Origin of the sequence: Pseudomonas sp. NFACC14, assembly GCF_900106885.1 — a bacterium.
GTDB lineage: Bacteria > Pseudomonadota > Gammaproteobacteria > Pseudomonadales > Pseudomonadaceae > Aquipseudomonas > Aquipseudomonas fluorescens_AA.
This window is the reverse complement of the sequence record NZ_FNOA01000010.1, coordinates 75,536-90,905: the sequence shown is the minus strand read 5'-3', so window position 1 is coordinate 90,905 and position 15,370 is coordinate 75,536. Positions and strand designations below refer to the sequence as shown.

At 61.0% G+C, this 15,370-nt stretch carries 15 protein-coding genes; 10 read left to right on the top strand and 5 right to left on the bottom strand.

Going from position 1 to position 15,370, the window contains the following annotated elements; translation table 11 throughout:
• Positions 1 to 3 precede the first annotated feature (3 nt).
• Genes tauB through tauD form a run of 3 tightly spaced genes read left to right on the top strand, consistent with a single transcriptional unit; the run spans position 4 to position 2,526 of the window.
• Positions 4 to 798, top strand: a complete 795-nt coding sequence (gene tauB / locus BLU85_RS16540; RefSeq protein ID WP_092201276.1) for a taurine ABC transporter ATP-binding subunit — start codon at positions 4 to 6, stop codon at positions 796 to 798.
• Positions 795 to 1,634 (top strand): taurine ABC transporter permease TauC, encoded by an 840-nt coding sequence (tauC, locus tag BLU85_RS16535; protein ID WP_092201278.1) that lies wholly within the window; start codon positions 795 to 797, stop codon positions 1,632 to 1,634. The genes tauB and tauC overlap by 4 nt, the downstream gene beginning before the upstream one ends.
• Positions 1,635 to 1,683: 49 nt before the next feature.
• A complete protein-coding gene (gene tauD, locus BLU85_RS16530; protein WP_092201280.1) occupies positions 1,684 to 2,526 on the top strand; it encodes a taurine dioxygenase in 843 nt (280 codons plus the stop codon).
• A 60-nt stretch (positions 2,527 to 2,586) separates the two neighbouring features.
• Here the strand turns inward: tauD and mgrA are convergent, their stop codons facing one another.
• The 4 genes from mgrA to BLU85_RS16510 form a co-directional block, all read right to left on the bottom strand.
• Entirely contained in the window at positions 2,587 to 3,624 is a 1,038-nt protein-coding gene (mgrA, locus tag BLU85_RS16525; RefSeq protein ID WP_092169235.1) for an L-glyceraldehyde 3-phosphate reductase, read from the bottom strand.
• Positions 3,625 to 3,684: 60 nt separating this feature from the next.
• Complete coding sequence (locus BLU85_RS16520) at positions 3,685 to 4,086, bottom strand: type II toxin-antitoxin system HicB family antitoxin (protein ID WP_063325186.1); 402 nt, start codon at positions 4,084 to 4,086, stop codon at positions 3,685 to 3,687.
• A 92-nt stretch (positions 4,087 to 4,178) separates the two neighbouring features.
• Positions 4,179 to 4,361, bottom strand: a complete 183-nt coding sequence (locus tag BLU85_RS16515; protein WP_092201282.1) for a type II toxin-antitoxin system HicA family toxin — start codon at positions 4,359 to 4,361, stop codon at positions 4,179 to 4,181.
• Between the two features lie 127 nt (positions 4,362 to 4,488).
• The gene (locus BLU85_RS16510) at positions 4,489 to 5,379 is read right to left on the bottom strand and encodes a LysR family transcriptional regulator (RefSeq protein WP_092201284.1); all 891 of its coding nucleotides are present in this window, start codon (positions 5,377 to 5,379) and stop codon (positions 4,489 to 4,491) included.
• A 130-nt stretch (positions 5,380 to 5,509) separates the two neighbouring features.
• Between BLU85_RS16510 and BLU85_RS16505 the strand changes: the two genes are divergently transcribed.
• Positions 5,510 to 6,250 (top strand): SDR family oxidoreductase, encoded by a 741-nt coding sequence (locus tag BLU85_RS16505; protein WP_092201286.1) that lies wholly within the window; start codon positions 5,510 to 5,512, stop codon positions 6,248 to 6,250.
• A gap of 151 nt (positions 6,251 to 6,401) precedes the next feature.
• On the opposite strand, the gene betT is transcribed toward BLU85_RS16505, so the two are convergent.
• The gene (betT, locus tag BLU85_RS16500; protein ID WP_170847592.1) at positions 6,402 to 8,363 is read right to left on the bottom strand and encodes a choline transporter BetT; all 1,962 of its coding nucleotides are present in this window, start codon (positions 8,361 to 8,363) and stop codon (positions 6,402 to 6,404) included.
• A 506-nt stretch (positions 8,364 to 8,869) separates the two neighbouring features.
• Between betT and BLU85_RS16495 the strand changes: the two genes are divergently transcribed.
• From BLU85_RS16495 to BLU85_RS16470, 6 genes are all read left to right on the top strand, one after another.
• Positions 8,870 to 9,862 (top strand): D-cysteine desulfhydrase, encoded by a 993-nt coding sequence (locus BLU85_RS16495; protein ID WP_092201290.1) that lies wholly within the window; start codon positions 8,870 to 8,872, stop codon positions 9,860 to 9,862.
• A gap of 307 nt (positions 9,863 to 10,169) precedes the next feature.
• On the top strand, positions 10,170 to 10,964 hold the full coding sequence (gene tcyJ / locus BLU85_RS16490) for a cystine ABC transporter substrate-binding protein (RefSeq protein ID WP_092201292.1): 795 nt from the start codon (positions 10,170 to 10,172) through the stop codon (positions 10,962 to 10,964).
• Positions 10,964 to 11,629: a cystine ABC transporter permease gene (gene tcyL, locus BLU85_RS16485; RefSeq protein WP_060739686.1), complete on the top strand. Its 666-nt coding sequence runs from the start codon at positions 10,964 to 10,966 to the stop codon at positions 11,627 to 11,629. The genes tcyJ and tcyL overlap by 1 nt, the downstream gene beginning before the upstream one ends.
• Positions 11,630 to 11,632: 3 nt before the next feature.
• Positions 11,633 to 12,394, top strand: coding sequence for an L-cystine ABC transporter ATP-binding protein TcyN (gene tcyN, locus BLU85_RS16480; protein ID WP_092201294.1), 762 nt, complete (start codon positions 11,633 to 11,635; stop codon positions 12,392 to 12,394).
• A 504-nt stretch (positions 12,395 to 12,898) separates the two neighbouring features.
• Positions 12,899 to 13,669, top strand: a complete 771-nt coding sequence (locus tag BLU85_RS16475; protein WP_092201297.1) for a hypothetical protein — start codon at positions 12,899 to 12,901, stop codon at positions 13,667 to 13,669.
• Positions 13,670 to 14,108: 439 nt separating this feature from the next.
• Complete coding sequence (locus BLU85_RS16470) at positions 14,109 to 15,350, top strand: SfnB family sulfur acquisition oxidoreductase (RefSeq protein WP_092201299.1); 1,242 nt, start codon at positions 14,109 to 14,111, stop codon at positions 15,348 to 15,350.
• The last annotated feature ends 20 nt before the right edge of the window (positions 15,351 to 15,370 follow it).

The following is a 15,370-nucleotide window of genomic DNA, read 5'->3' as shown; positions in this document are numbered from 1 at the left end:
GCGATGGCCTTGCTACAGCTGGAGCGCATCAGCGCACAGTACCCCGGCGCGGCGGAACCCGTGCTGGCGGACATTTCACTGACCCTGGGGCCCCAGCAGTTGCTGGTCGCCCTCGGCCCGTCCGGCAGTGGCAAGACATCGCTGTTGAACCTGATCGCCGGGTTCGTCGAGCCCAGCGCCGGGCAGATCACCCTCGACGGCACGCCGGTGAAGGGCCCGAGCGCCGAACGCGGCGTGGTGTTCCAGGACGATGCGCTGCTGCCATGGCAGGACGTACTGGCAAACGTCGGGTTCGGCCTGGAACTGGCCGGCATTCCCAAGGAAAAACGCGAGGCTCGCGCCCGGGAAATGCTTGCCCTGGTGGACCTGGCCGGTTTCGAGCGACGCCGCGTCTGGCAGCTTTCCGGCGGCCAGAAACAACGCGTCGGCCTGGCCCGGGCGTTGGCGGCCGACCCGCGTGTGCTGTTGATGGATGAGCCATTCGGTGCGCTGGACGCCTTCACCCGCGAGCAGATGCAGGAACTGTTGCTGCAGGTCTGGCAGCGCACCGCCAAGCCGGTGTTCCTGATCACCCATGACATTGAAGAGGCCGTCTTCCTCGCCACGGACTTGATTCTGCTGGCACCGAACCCGGGGCAGATCGTCGAGCGCCTGAGCCTGGATTTCGGCCAGCGCTACGGGGCCGGGGAATCGGCACGCTCGATCAAGTCCGACCCACGCTTCATCGAAACCCGCGAGCATGTGCTCGCCAAAGTGTTTTCCCAACGCAGCGCCACTCGCCCCCAGGAGCGCGCATGAGCAGCTACGAAATTCCAGCCGTGGTCCGTGACGCGACGACCCGGCCTACGGCCAGCGGTTTGAGACCCCACCTGAGTACACGTTGGATCAGTGGCTTGACCCTGATCGCGCTGCTGGCAGCCTGGTGGGCCGTCACCGCCAGCGGCCTGATCGAACCACTGTTCCTGCCGCCGCCGTCGGCCGTGCTGCAAAAAGGCTGGCTGCTGGCGACCCACGGCTACATGGACTCCACCCTCTGGCAACACTTGGCCGCCAGCCTTGAACGCATCGGCCTGGGCCTGTTGTTCGCGGTGCTGACGGCGGTGCCGGTGGGCATCGCCATCGGCGCCAACCGCATCGCGCGCGGCGTGCTCGATCCGTTGATCGAGTTCTACCGGCCGATCCCACCGTTGGCGTACCTGCCATTGATCGTGATCTGGTGCGGCATCGGCGAGTTGTCGAAGGTGCTGCTGATCTACCTGGCGATCTTCGCCCCGATTGCCATTGCCACCGCCACCGGCGTGCGCACCGTCGACCGGGCCAAGCTGCGCGCGGCGCAATCGTTGGGCGCCACGCGGGCACAGTTGATTCGCCATGTGATCGTGCCCAGTGCCCTGCCGGACATTCTCACCGGTATCCGCATCGGCCTGGGCGTGGGCTGGTCGACACTGGTGGCCGCCGAACTGATCGCCGCCACCAGCGGGCTGGGATTCATGGTGCAGTCAGCGGCGCAGTTCCTGGTCACCGATGTGGTGGTGCTGGGAATCCTGGTGATCGCGCTGATTGCCTTCGCCATGGAAATGGGCCTGCGCGCCCTGCAACGCAAACTGGTGCCGTGGCACGGCCAGACCCATTGACACCCAATGACCACGCCGACCATTCGGCGCCCACACCGAGAACACTGCGATGAACCGCCCGACCATTACGCCCTTGAGCACCGCCCTCGGCGCGCAGATCGAAGGAATCGATATCCGCCAGCCGCTGAGCCAGGCCGACCGCGACACCCTCGAGCAGGCGCTGCTCGAACACCAGGTGCTGTTTTTCCGCGACCAGCCGATCGAACCGCCCCAGCAGGCGCGTTTCGCCGCGTATTTTGGCGACCTGCACATTCATCCGATCTACCCCAACGTACCGGAACAGCCTGAAGTACTGGTGCTCGACACCGCCGTCACCGATGTGCGCGACAACGCCGTGTGGCACACCGACGTGACCTTTCTGCCAACGCCAGCCCTCGGCGCGGTGCTCAGCGCCAAGCTGTTGCCGGCGGTGGGTGGCGACACGTTGTGGGCCAGTGGCATCGCCGCCTACGAAGCCTTGTCGACACCGTTGAAACGCTTGCTGGAAGGCCTGACGGCGACTCACGACTTTACCCGGTCCTTTCCCTTGGAGCGGTTTGGCAACACCGCCGAAGACTTGGCCCGCTGGGAAGAGGCACGGCGGAAAAACCCGCCGCTGTCCCATCCGGTGATCCGCACCCATCCGGTGAGTGGACGTCGTTCACTGTTCGTCAATGAAGGTTTCACGACACGGATCAACGAGCTGTCGGAAAGCGAAAGCGAGGCGATCCTGAAACTCCTGTTCGCCCACGCCACCCGCCCGGAGTTCACCCTGCGCTGGCGCTGGCAGGTCAACGACGTGGCGTTCTGGGATAACCGTGTGACCCAGCATTTCGCCGTGGACGACTACCGCCCTGCCCGGCGGGTGATGCACCGGGCGACGGTGTTGGGGGATGTGCCGTTTTTTCGCTGAACAGCGATGGAATCGCCTTTGTGGTGAGGGGATTTATCCCCTTGCCACAGGGGGTTTGGGTTACTCAGCCGACGAAGGCTTTTCCCAAAGATTGATCCCGCCTTCCTGGGCAAATCGGTCGATCTCGGCCAGTTCTTCAGCGCTGAAGTTCAGGTTCTGCAAGGCTCCGACATTCTCGATGATCTGCTCCGGCCGGCTGGCGCCGATCAGGGCGGAGGTGACCCGGGGATCGCGCAAGGTCCAGGCCAGGGCCATTTGCGCCAGGCTCTGGCCACGACGTTGGGCGATCTCATTGAGGGCGCGTACGTGGGCGAGGTTCTCCTGCGACAAGTGCGAAGCCTGCAACGAGCCGCCCCCCGGCCGATTCACCCGCGCATCGGCCGGAACGCCCTTGAGATACTTATCGGTCAGCAGCCCTTGGGCCAGTGGGGTGAAGGCAATCACACCGGTCCCCAATTCGTCGGTGGCGTCCAGCAGGTCTTTTTCCACCCAGCGGTTGAGCAGGTTGTAGGCCGGCTGATGGATCAGCAGCGGGACTTTCCATTCCTTGAGCAGCGCCGCCATTTCCCGGGTCTTCACCCCGGAATACGAGGAAATGCCGATGTACAGCGCCTTGCCCTGCTGCACCGCAGTGGCCAGTGCACTGGCGGTTTCTTCCAGTGGCGTATCGGGGTCGAAGCGGTGGGAATAGAAGATATCCACATAGTCCAGCCCCAGGCGTTGCAGGCTCTGGTCGAGGCTGGCCAACACGTATTTGCGCGAGCCACCGCCCTGGCCATAAGGTCCAGGCCACATGTCCCAACCGGCTTTGCTGGAGATGATCAGCTCATCGCGGTACTGCTGGAAATCTTCGCGCAGCAACCGGCCGAAATTGATCTCGGCGCTGCCATAGGGCGGGCCGTAGTTGTTGGCCAGGTCGAAGTGGTTGATACCCAGGTCGAACGCCGTGCGCAGCAAGGCACGCTGGGTATCGATGGGCGTACTGTCGCCGAAGTTGTGCCACAACCCCAGCGACAGCGCCGGCAGCACCAACCCGCTGCGACCGACGCGGCGGTAAGGAATGGACTCGTAGCGGTTTTGCGCAGCGGTGTAGGTCATCGAAAAGGCTCTCTGTTCGGACGGCGGGTGACAGACGCTAACATTTCACAGACGCCTCGGTCAGGCTGAAAGTTCGCGCAAGGCCGCCGCTGCCAGAAAACCCGAACGCGAGCTATAACGCTGGTCCCGTCGTACGGTTTGGTCGATGCGCTCAAGCAATTGCTCGGGCAACGTGGCGTTGAACCGCACTGACTTTCCGAAATAGGGCGTGACATCAAACTCGACCACCCCCCATATCCCCCCGGCGTATTGTGGATCGTCGAGATGATCGTCGATTTCATGGATCTGCGGCAGCGGTTCGCCGTCGGCTATCAAGCCTTCATAGTGCAACGAGAGCGCCTCTTTCACATTTTCGAATGCCTGGCTCACAGTACTGCCTGCGGAGAAACAACCCGGTACATCCGGGACCGTCACTCCGTAGTCGGAATCGGCATCCTTGTGCAGAACGACCGGAAATTTCATGTGGACGAATCCTTCCTTCAGATCCGGCAACCGCAGCAACCGGTCTGATAACAATGCATCCCCATCGGGGATTTCGTAATCGGTCATGGGCTTCATTTCAGGCCCGCCTGTTTCAATATGCTATTGATCGTGCCTCTGGGCAGATCGGTGTCAGGGTGCTTGATCGTCACCCTCCCAGCCTTGATGGAATGTTTGTACTGATGATGGCTACCCTTGACTGCCACCAGATACCAACCGTCCTCTTCGATCTTCCTGATCATTTCCCGACTTCGCATCACCTTTGCCTTATTCGACAACTCTGCCGGAAAACTCTAGCTGCGAATAAGCCCCTGATACACACAATACACACCCAGAAAAATATTAGTTCAACTCTCCAACCCATGCACCGCCATCACCACTCGGTCATCGCGCCTGCGCAAACACCTCGGTCACCCAATCCACGAACACGCGAACCCGTGGCGACATGTGTCGGTTGTGGGGATAGAGCACCGACACCGGCATGGAGGGCGGCGGGTAGGCGGTGAGGACTTCCTGGATCATTCTCTGCCGGATCGGTTCTTCCATTCGGTAATGCGGGCATTGGATCAGGCCCAGGCCGGCGATGGCCGAGGCGGCGTAGATCTCGGCGCCGGACACCGACAACGAGCCCCCGATCGGCACCTCCTTAAGTTCGCCATCGACCATGAACTCGAACGGATAGAGTTTGGCGGTGGTTCGCGAGACGTAATTCACCGCCCGGTGATGTTTCAAGTCATCGAGGCTCTTCGGCTCGCCATACTGGCGCAGGTAACCGGGGCTGGCACAGGTGATCTGCCGAAGATTGGCGACACGCCGGCCAATCAATGACGAGTCCGCCAGCGTACCGGAACGCAGCACGCAATCGACGCCCTCGGCAATCAGGTCGACGAAACGATCCGCCTCGCTGATGAACAGTTCTATTTCGGGGTAGCGCGCCATGAATTGCGGCAACGCCGGAATCACGAAGTACCGGGCCTGGGTACCATGCAGGTCCACCCTCAACTTGCCTTTGGGCGCCACGCCGCGAAACGCCAGTTCGGCCTCTTCAAGCTCCGCCAGCAATTGCACGCAGCGTGGGTAGTAGGCTTCGCCGTCGAGGGTCGGGCGCACCTTGCGGGTGCTACGCTCCAGCAGACGAATGCCCAGCCAGGCTTCGAATTGATTGAGCGTATGGGTGAGCGTGGCCCGGGGCATATTCAAGTCTTCAGCGGCCAGGGTAAAGCTGCTGCGCTCGTATATGCGGACAAATACCCTCATCGCCTTGACTTGGTCCATCGGAGTCCCATGCACTGATTGTTGGAAAATATTGAACAGTCAAGGCAACTCTCGGGCATTTATCGCCAAGAGTAAACATGTGAATCTGGCTTCAACGAATCACGACACTTCAACCTCAAAGGAACCTCACATGACTGTTCAGAATTCGAAAGTTGCCATCGTGACCGGCGCCTCCCGCGGTATCGGAGCAGAGATTGCCAAGCAATTGGCCAGCGAAGGTTTTGCCGTCGTCATCAATTACGCCAACAGCGCCACCGAAGCCTCGAAACTGGTGGTTCAGCTGCGCCAGGCCGGCCACCAAGCCATAGCGATCAAGGCGGATGTGTCCTCTTCCGCCGATGTGCGGCGACTGTTCGACGAAACCGAAGCCCAACTGGGCAAGGTCGATGTGTTGATCAACAACGCCGGCATTCTTCAGGTAATGCCCCTGGCGCAACACAGCGACGAGCTGTTCGAGCAGACGTTCGCCATCAACACCCGTGGCACCTTCAACACCCTGCGCGAAGCCGCGACCCGCCTGAACGACGGTGGCCGGATCGTGAATTTTTCCAGCAGCACCGTAGGGCTGAACCTGCCCGGCTACTCGGTATACATCGCCAGCAAGGCGGCAGTGGAATCCCTGACCCAGGTGTTCGCCAAGGAACTGCGCGGGCGTCAGATCACGGTCAATGCCGTGGCCCCCGGCCCGGTCGCCACCGAACTGTTCATGCACGGCAAGAGCGAAGAACAGGTGCAGCACTACGCCAAGATGCCGCCCTTGGAACGCCTCGGCCAGCCGCAGGACATTGCCAGCATCATCGCGTTCCTGGTGAGCCCGGCCGCTGGCTGGGTGAATGGGCAGGTCCTGCGGGCCAATGGCGGGCTTGTCTGAAGCTTCGCCCGGCGGCGTCCGCCAAATCCCTATCGCGAGCAGGCTCGCTCCCACAAGCGAATCGGCAGCCCTCCAAGAAGGACTCACTGCCCCTGTGGGAGCGAGCTTGCTCGCGATGAGGCCGGTAAAGATGGAAAACCTACGGCCTCGCTCAGCGCACCAAATGCAGGAACTGCAAGTGCCGCTCGTACTGGTCGAGGATGTCGTTGATGATTTGCTCCTTGGTGTAGCCCACCAGGTCGTAATCCTGGCTGCCTTCGCTCAAGTGCACCTCGGCACGGTAGTAGCGCCGGTTGTTGAGCTGCTTCGAGCCCATGCCGCCGCGGGCGAAGGACGGCGTGAAGTAGCCACGCATCTGCACCTGGTAAATGAACGGATGCTGCTCGCCGTGACCGATCTCCAGGCTGACGCTGTCGTTGGCCGGGTCGGGCTGGGTCACCACCGTCAGCCCCTTCTCGACGAACACCGCGGTCACTTCTTCAATGGCCGGGCGCACCGTGCTGTCGAGGAAACGGTACACCTCGTCACGGGACGGAAAATGCACCGCCTGGCTCAAGCGCTGACGCCAGCCACCCGTGCCCCGGCGCGATCCCGATACCGGCGCCAGGGAATGCAATTGTGCGATCTGTTTCTGGGACTCCAGGTAAAACGCCTTGTGCAGACCCCACATCATCAACAGCAGAATCAGTGAGAACGGCAAGGACGTCAGCACCACCGCCGACTTCAAGGCATCGATGCTGCCGGAGAACAACAACGCACTGGTCACCAGGGCTGTCATCGCACCCCAGAACACCCGCAGCCATTTCGGCCCATCCTCATCGGGATTGCCGCCCTTGGCTGACAGCGTCGAAAGCACCACGGTGCCCGAGTCAGCGGACGTGACGAAGAACACGAAGCTGATGAACACGGTGACCGCGATGACAGTCTTGCTCCAAGGGTAGGTTTCCAACAGCAGGTAAAGGCTCATCGACGGGTTGTCCAGGGCGGACATGCCCAGGGCGCTCATGCCGTGGTTCAGCACCTGGTCGATGGCGCTGTTGCCGAAGATGGACATCCACGCCAAGGTGAAGCCCAGGGGAATCAGCAGCACGCCGAACACGAACTCACGAATGGTCCGACCACGGGAAATCCGCGCGATGAACAGCCCCACGAACGGCGACCAGGCGATCCACCAGGCCCAGTAGAACACCGTCCAGCCGCCCAGCCATTCGCTGGGCTCGTTGTAGGCGTACAGGTCGAAACTCTTCATCGGCAGGGCACCGAGGTAATCGCCGATGTTCTGGATCAAGGTATTGAGCAAATGCTGGGTGGGCCCGGCGAACAGCACAAACAGCAACAACGCACAGGCCAGCAGCATGTTGATGTCGGACATGACCCGCACACCCTTGTCGACACCGGCCACCGCGACGATGATCGCCGCGCCCATCATCAGCACGATCAGGCCGACCTGGATCCACTGGGTGTGGGCGATGCCGAACAGGTAGTCGAGCCCGGAATTGAGGTGCAGCACACCAAAACCCATGTCCGCGCCGAGGCCGAACACGGTCGCGATGATGCCGAAGCCGTCCACCGCATAGCCGATGGGGCCGTTGATGCGCTTGCCGATCAGCGGGTACAGCGCCGAACGCAAGGCCAGCGGCAGATTGTGCCGGTAGGCGAAATACGCCAGGGCCATGCCGACGAACGCAAAGACACCCCAGCCGTGCAGGCCCCAGTGCAAGAACAGAATCTGCATGGCCTGGCGCGCTGCCTCGGCGGTACCGGCCTCACCCTGGGGCGGCTGCACCAAATGGGTCAGCGGTTCGGAGACGCAGAAGAAAAACAGCGTGATGCTGATGCCGGCGGCAAACAGCATGCCGGCCCAGGACAGATAGCTGAATTCGGGCTCGTCGTGGTCGGCACCGAGCTTGATCTTGCCGTAGCCGGACAAGGCGGTGACCACCACGAAGACCAGATACAGCGTCATCGCGAGCATGTAGTACCAGCCGACCGTATTGGCCGCCCAGTTCTGCGCGGCCAGCAACCAGGCGCCGGCCTGGGCAGGCATGGCAATCACCACCAGGCCGAACAGCAGGATAAAGGTCGCGGCGAAGTAAAACACCGGCGGGTTCATGCGGACCAGGCCGCTGGGTGGCAGGGACGAAGCACTCATGGACGAGGGCCCCCGGGCAGCGAAACAGCGAGGGTCGAAAACGGACTCGGCAAAAGCAAGCCTCCTTATTGTGAGCGGGCAGCAAACCGACGGTTTAACTTGAATGAACGTTCAAGTTAAACATGAATAGGCAGCTAAGGACTAATCGCAGGGCTCAACGGCGCGTTTCCTACGCAGGCCAGTGGGAGGATAGACGCTGCTTGATGTGTATTCGTTCAGTGTTCAACAGACACCACACAAACCCTGTGGGAGCGAGCCTGCTCGCGATAGCTGTGGTTCAGTTGGCACATGTATTTACTGACACACCGCTATCGCGAGCAGGCTCGCTCCCACAGGGTTTGGGGTGTTCATAAATCATGTGTCACTCCCTGCCCGTCGCCGGTTTACTTCCAAACAAATGATTGCCGGTTGCCCACGAATATCCGCGTGCCTATAGTCCAGACATCGCCTACAACCAGTACGGACCCATGATCAAAGAACAGTTGTCTCGCTTTAACCGTCTCGACCTGCTCAGCCATCCGACACCGCTGGAAAAACTCGACCGCCTCTCCACCTGGCTCGGCCGGGACATCTACATCAAGCGCGACGACCTGACGCCCCTGGCCTTGGGCGGCAACAAACTGCGCAAGCTCGAATACCTGGCCGCCGATGCCATCGCCCAAGGGGCCGATACCCTCATCACCGCCGGGGCAATCCAGTCCAACCACGTACGCCAGACCGCCGCCCTGGCCGCGAAGCTGGGCCTGGGTTGCGTGGCCTTGCTGGAAAACCCCATCGGCACCGAAGACAGCAATTACCTGGGCAACGGTAACCGGCTGCTGCTGGAACTGTTCGACGCCAAGGTCGAACTGGTGGAAAACCTGGACAACGCCGACGAGCAATTGCAAGCCCTCGCCGGGCGCCTGCGCAGCAATGGGAAAAAGCCCTACCTGGTGCCGATTGGCGGTTCGAACGCCTTGGGCGCGCTGGGGTACGTGCGCGCCGGCCTGGAACTGGCCGAGCAGATCAAGGACAGCGGAATCGAATTCGCCGCCGTGGTACTGGCCTCGGGCAGTGCCGGGACCCACAGCGGCCTGGCGCTGGCGTTGAGTGAAAGCCTGCCGGCGCTTCCGGTCATTGGCGTCACCGTTTCCCGCAGCGAGGAGGACCAGTTTCCGAAGGTCCAGGGCCTGGCCGAGCGCACGGCAGCGTTGCTCGAAGTCGCCCTTCCGGAAGCGTTCAAAGTGATCCTGTGGGACGAATATTTCGCCCCCCGCTACGGCGAACCGAACGCCGGGACACTGGCGGCGGTCAAGCTGCTGGCCAGCCAGGAAGGCCTGTTGCTCGATCCGGTCTACACCGGCAAGGCCATGGCCGGCCTGCTCGATGGCATTGGCCGCGACCGTTTCGACGAAGGCCCGATCATCTTCCTGCACACTGGCGGTGCGCCCGCGTTGTTTGCCTATAACGCAGTCTTCTGAAGATATGGAACCTCAATGTGGGAGCGAGCTTGCTCGCGATGAGGGTGCGTCAGTTGATTCGAATTGGGCTGATCCACTGCTATCGCGAGCAAGCTCGCTCCCACAGGGTTTCATTCCAAACAGACATATATGGTTGATTTAATATTATTTTCCAATCTATAAAAGCCAACTTATAGTCTCGCCGCAGGCGCATTTGCCGCGAGACGCCCAGGTTGCTTTAAGGCAGGATGTGGCAACCTTTTCGAATCGCGGCTACGCCTTATCTCAGCCAAAATAACCTCTTCATAAGAAAACACAGGGGCTTGTCATGAATTTTTCCGCATTACGTCGCAACCTGTTGGTCGGTTCGCTGGGCCTGGCATTGAGCGCCGGGCTGCTGGGGCAAGCGGTTGCCGGTGAGCAACTGCAGAAAATCAAGGATGCGGGCGTTATCAACGTCGGTCTGGAAGGCACTTATCCTCCGTTCAGCTTCGTCGACGCCGACGGCAAGCTGGCCGGTTTCGAAGTGGAATTTTCCGAGGCACTGGCCAAGGAACTGGGCGTGAAGGTCAAGCTGCAGCCAACCAAATGGGACGGCATCCTCGCGGCGCTGGAATCCAAGCGTCTGGACGCGGTGATCAACCAAGTGACAATCTCCGAAGAGCGCAAGAAGAAGTATGACTTCTCCGAGCCCTATACCGTTTCCGGGATTCAGGCGCTGACCCTGACCAAGAATAAAGACTCCATCAAGACCGCCGCCGACCTGGCCGGCAAGAAAGTCGGCGTAGGCCTGGGCACCAACTACGAACAATGGGTAAAGGCCAACGTGCCCGGCGCTGATGTACGCACCTACGAAGATGATCCGACCAAGTTCCAGGATCTGCGCGTCGGCCGCATCGACGCCATCCTGATCGACCGCCTCGCCGCGCTCGAATATGCCAAGAAAGCCAAGGACACTGCCGCCGCCGGCGAAGCGTTCTCCCGCCAGGAAGCCGGTATCGCCCTGCGCAAAGGCGAGCCTGAGCTGTTGGCAGCGGTGAACAAGGCCATCGAGAAACTACGCGCCGACGGTACGCTGAAGAAGCTCTCTGAAAAATACTTCAGCGCTGACGTCACGAAATAATGGAAGCAGCTCTTCAACTCGCACTGGACTCCGCGCCCTTTCTGCTCAAGGGCGCGTACTACACGGTCATCCTCAGCCTGGGCGGCATGTTTTTCGGCCTGCTGCTGGGGTTCGGCCTGGCGCTGATGCGCCTGTCGCGCTTCAAACTGGTGAGCTGGATCGCCCGCATCTACGTGTCGTTCTTTCGTGGCACGCCGTTGCTGGTGCAGTTGTTCGTGATCTATTACGGGTTGCCGCAACTGGGCATCGAGCTGGATCCGCTGCCTGCGGCCCTGATCGGTTTCTCGCTGAACATGGCTGCCTATGCGTGTGAAATCCTGCGGGCCGCCATCAGCTCCATCGAGCGCGGCCAGTGGGAAGCAGCGGCGAGTATCGGCATGACCCGCGCCCAGACCCTGCGTCGGGCCATCCTGCCGCAAGCCGCACGCACGGCCCTGCCACCGTTGGGCAACAGCTTCATTTCCCTGGTCAAGGACACCGCGCTAGCGGCGACCATCCAGGTGCCGGAGCTGTTCCGCCAGGCGCAGTTGATCACCGCGCGAACCTTCGAAATCTTCACCATGTACCTTGCCGCCGCGCTGATCTATTGGGTTCTTGCCACCGTGCTCTCGCATCTGCAGAACGTCCTGGAAGCCCGGGTCAATCGGCATGACCAGGAGTCCTGACCCATGATTGTCGTGGAAAAACTGACAAAGCAGTTCAAGGGTCAGGTGGTGCTCAACGGCATCGACCTGAAGATCGAAGAAGGCGAAGTGGTTGCGATCATCGGCCCCAGCGGCTCGGGCAAGACGACGTTCCTGCGTTGCCTGAACTTCCTCGAAGAGCCTACCAGCGGCCGGATCAAGGTCGGCGACATCGAGATCGATGGCAGTCGCCCGCTGAACCAGCAACAAGGCCTGGTGCGCCGTTTGCGCCAGCAGGTGGGCTTCGTGTTCCAGAACTTCAACCTGTTTCCCCACCGCACCGCCCTGGAAAATGTCACCGAAGGCCCGCAAGTGGTGAAGAAGATGCCCCGCGCCGACGCCGAAGCCTTGGGACGCAAGCTGTTGGCCAAGGTCGGGCTGGCCGGCAAGGAAAACGCCTACCCACGGCGCCTTTCCGGCGGCCAGCAACAGCGCGTGGCGATTGCCCGGGCGTTGGCGATGGAACCGGCGGTGATCCTGTTCGACGAGCCGACCTCGGCCCTCGATCCGGAGCTGGTGGGCGAGGTCCTGGCGACCATTCGCGGCCTGGCTGAAGAAAAGCGCACCATGGTCATCGTGACCCACGAAATGGGCTTCGCCCGGGACGTGGCCAACCGTGTGGTGTTTTTCGACAAAGGCGTGATCGTCGAGCAAGGCGAAGCCAAGGCCTTGTTTGCAGCCCCCAAGGAAGAACGCACGCGACAGTTCCTCAGCAAGTTCCTCTCTGCCGGACACGGCGACCAGTAATTCGTATTATCACTTCCAGGGATGGAAGTGAGACCGCTGCACAACTTACACGGCATCGCCACCTTTTTATCCGAACGACACAACTTGCAATTACCCTTTTTTAAAAGCCTCCGATTTTATATAGGAAGTAACCTATATATAACTCTCGCAACACTTACCCTCCGCGCCCCTCACAAACTTAGTTGTCAGATGCAGTTTCCAACCCTTTTCGAAAAAACCGACTAACCTAGGAAATTGGCCTGCTGCGCCGCGTATTCTTAACATGCGCACGTAGGATGTTTCTGAAGCCTTTCACAATGAGTTATTAAGCAACCGGCTCTATTGACACTGAAACTGCAGAGCCCTTATCTAGTGCCCGACAGGCGACGCACCGTATTTTAGTTTGCGCAGTGACTAAGCGCAGACAGCCCCTATGGCTACACCCATAACACATATATCGCGATGGTCCACCGCCTTTTGATCTTCCCGAAACGGACTTAGTTTTCAAGCCTCAAGGAGAACACCATGACATGTAAGTCGAAGAGTCCTGAATTGGCCGCCCCCACCCTGGCCAATGCCCATCCTGTTGGCATCAATATCGCCAACGCCGCTCACTTGGAGGTAGCCATTGCACCTTATCCCGACATGGACGCCGGTGACCTGATCGAACTGTTCTGGGACAACTGCTACGTCGGCTCGCGCGTGCTGTCCCAGGCCGATGTACTGCGCGACATCACGATGCGGGTCCCGGAGAGCTTCATCGTCAACGGGACCTCGCGCATCCATTATCGGGTGATGCAGGTCGGACGCGGGCCGGCGCTGTCGGCCAAGCAACAGGTGCTGGTGAAGCTCGATTGTCCCGGCGGCCAACCGTTGGCCCTGAGCGGCGATGAAAACCAGGGCTTGGCGCCGGTGCGCATTCCCACCGCCATCCGGCGCCAAGGGGTGAACCCGAGCCAGATCAAGCGCGGCGTACCGCTGACCATCGAACCCTACCTGAACATGGCCGCCGGCGATGCAGTGACCCTGCGCTGGGGCGATGTGCGCATGGACCTGCCTGCGCTCACCGCCAGCGAAGTCGGCCAACCGATCAATATCTGGGTCCCGCCGCAGATCATCCTGGAGGCGGGAGAAGACCTGCGCCTGGAAGTGACCTACTGCATCCTCGACCGCGTGGGCAACAACTCCCACTGGGCACCGCCACGGACGTTGACGATCGGTTGCGCCAATCCGTACCTGAGCACTTCACCGAAACCGGCGCTCATGGCTGCCGAAACGCGCCGCCGAGAGCCTTGACGCAAACAGTTATGCGGCACGCCTGCTGTTGTGGCGAGGGCGCTTGCTCCCGTTGGGCCTGTAGGAGCTGTCGAGCGGAGCGAGGCTGCGATCTTTCCCCTCACGCTTGAGTCCCAAGCGAAAGATCAAAAGATCGCAACCTTCGGCAGCTCCTACAGCGCAGCCCAAGCGGGGGCAAGCGCCTTCGCCACAAAAAGCGGCTTCACCCACGTGAACCCACGGGCGTCAATTTAAAACCAACCTATCCATATTCCTAAAAGTTAGTTCAAAAATAATTTACACACGCTTAGGGTATATAAACCGGACCACCGGACATTCTTGATTTTTGCTCGCCGCCTTCATCGCGGCGTTTCTTGAGATGTGAGGTGGGTATGGAACGCAACACAATCGCCCCAGTGCAGTATGCCAAGGCACTGCCCGCAGCCACGGAGTGGCTGTAATGTCGGATCTGGCGCAAGCAAAGGTCCAGAGCGACCTGGACATCGCCCCCCTGCTGTTGCCCGCACAGGTGTTGCGCAACGATGCCGAGGCGATCAAAGCCGCCCATGAACTGGCACAGGTCGCCCGTCAGCAAGCCGCGCGTCGTGACCAGCAACGCAAGCTGCCTTGGGCGGAAATCGAGCAATTCACCCGCAGCGGACTGGGCAGCATCGCCGTTCCCCGGGCCTACGGCGGCCCGCAGGTTTCGTTCGTCACCCTGGCCGACGTGTTCGCAATCATTTCCGCCGCCGACCCGGCCCTGGGGCAGATTCCCCAGAACCAGTTCGGCGTGCTCCAGCTGATTCTCGGTACCGGTACCGAGCGGCAGAAAAAAATCCTGTTGCAGAGCGTGCTCGAAGGCTGGCGCATCGGCAATGCCGGGCCCGAACGTGGCACCCGCAACACCCTTGAACTCAAGGCGCGGATCACCGCCGACGGTGACGGCTTCGTCATCAATGGCCAGAAGTTCTATTCCACTGGCGCACTGTTCGCCCACTGGGTCGCGGTCAAGGCGCTGAATGACGAGGGCCGGCAAGTGCTGGCGTTCGTGCGGCGCGGCACCCCTGGCCTGCGGATCGTCGACGATTGGTCGGGCTTCGGCCAACGCACCACGGCCAGCGGCACCGTGCTGCTGAACAATGTGCGGGTGGATGGCGAACTGGTACTGGAAAACTGGCGCATCAACGAAACGCCCGGCGTGCAAGGGGCGATTTCCCAACTGATCCAGGCCGCCATCGATGCGGGCATCGCCCGTGGCGCCATCGACGATGCCATCGCCTTCGTGCGCGAACGGGCCCGGCCCTGGATCGACGCCAAGGTCGACCGGGCCAGTGATGACCTCTACGTGATCGCCGACATCGGCAAGCTGAAAATCGAGTTGCACGCTGCCGAAGCGTTGCTGCGCAAGGCCGGACACGTATTGGACCAGGTCAGTGCCGCCCCTATCACCGCGCAATCGTCCGCCCGCGCCTCGATTGCCGTGGCCGAAGCCAAGGCACTCACCACCGAGATCGCTCTGCAAGCCAGCGAAAAACTGTTCGAGCTGGCCGGCAGCCGCGCCACCCTCGCCGAATTCAATCTTGATCGCCACTGGCGCAACGCACGGGTCCATACCCTGCACGACCCGGTGCGCTGGAAGTATCACGCGATAGGCGCCTACCACCTGAACGGCACCTTGCCGGCCCGGCATTCCTGGATCTGACGACCCGACCTCTGGAGCAG

Excerpts from the sequence above, each read along its gene's own strand:
- BLU85_RS16505 (WP_092201286.1), top strand. The coding sequence starts at position 5,510 with ATGACTGTTCAGAATTCGAAAGTTGCCATCGTGACCGGCGCCTCCCGC.
- BLU85_RS16510 (WP_092201284.1), bottom strand. The coding sequence starts at position 5,379 with ATGGACCAAGTCAAGGCGATGAGGGTATTTGTCCGCATATACGAGCGC.
- tcyN (WP_092201294.1), top strand. The coding sequence starts at position 11,633 with ATGATTGTCGTGGAAAAACTGACAAAGCAGTTCAAGGGTCAGGTGGTG.
- BLU85_RS16515 (WP_092201282.1), bottom strand. The coding sequence starts at position 4,361 with ATGCGAAGTCGGGAAATGATCAGGAAGATCGAAGAGGACGGTTGGTAT.
- betT (WP_170847592.1), bottom strand. The coding sequence starts at position 8,363 with ATGAACCCGCCGGTGTTTTACTTCGCCGCGACCTTTATCCTGCTGTTC.
- tcyL (WP_060739686.1), top strand. The coding sequence starts at position 10,964 with ATGGAAGCAGCTCTTCAACTCGCACTGGACTCCGCGCCCTTTCTGCTC.
- mgrA (WP_092169235.1), bottom strand. The coding sequence starts at position 3,624 with ATGACCTACACCGCTGCGCAAAACCGCTACGAGTCCATTCCTTACCGC.
- BLU85_RS16520 (WP_063325186.1), bottom strand. The coding sequence starts at position 4,086 with ATGAAATTTCCGGTCGTTCTGCACAAGGATGCCGATTCCGACTACGGA.
- BLU85_RS16475 (WP_092201297.1), top strand. The coding sequence starts at position 12,899 with ATGACATGTAAGTCGAAGAGTCCTGAATTGGCCGCCCCCACCCTGGCC.
- tauC (WP_092201278.1), top strand. The coding sequence starts at position 795 with ATGAGCAGCTACGAAATTCCAGCCGTGGTCCGTGACGCGACGACCCGG.
- tauB (WP_092201276.1), top strand. The coding sequence starts at position 4 with ATGGCCTTGCTACAGCTGGAGCGCATCAGCGCACAGTACCCCGGCGCG.
- BLU85_RS16470 (WP_092201299.1), top strand. The coding sequence starts at position 14,109 with ATGTCGGATCTGGCGCAAGCAAAGGTCCAGAGCGACCTGGACATCGCC.
- tcyJ (WP_092201292.1), top strand. The coding sequence starts at position 10,170 with ATGAATTTTTCCGCATTACGTCGCAACCTGTTGGTCGGTTCGCTGGGC.
- BLU85_RS16495 (WP_092201290.1), top strand. The coding sequence starts at position 8,870 with ATGATCAAAGAACAGTTGTCTCGCTTTAACCGTCTCGACCTGCTCAGC.
- tauD (WP_092201280.1), top strand. The coding sequence starts at position 1,684 with ATGAACCGCCCGACCATTACGCCCTTGAGCACCGCCCTCGGCGCGCAG.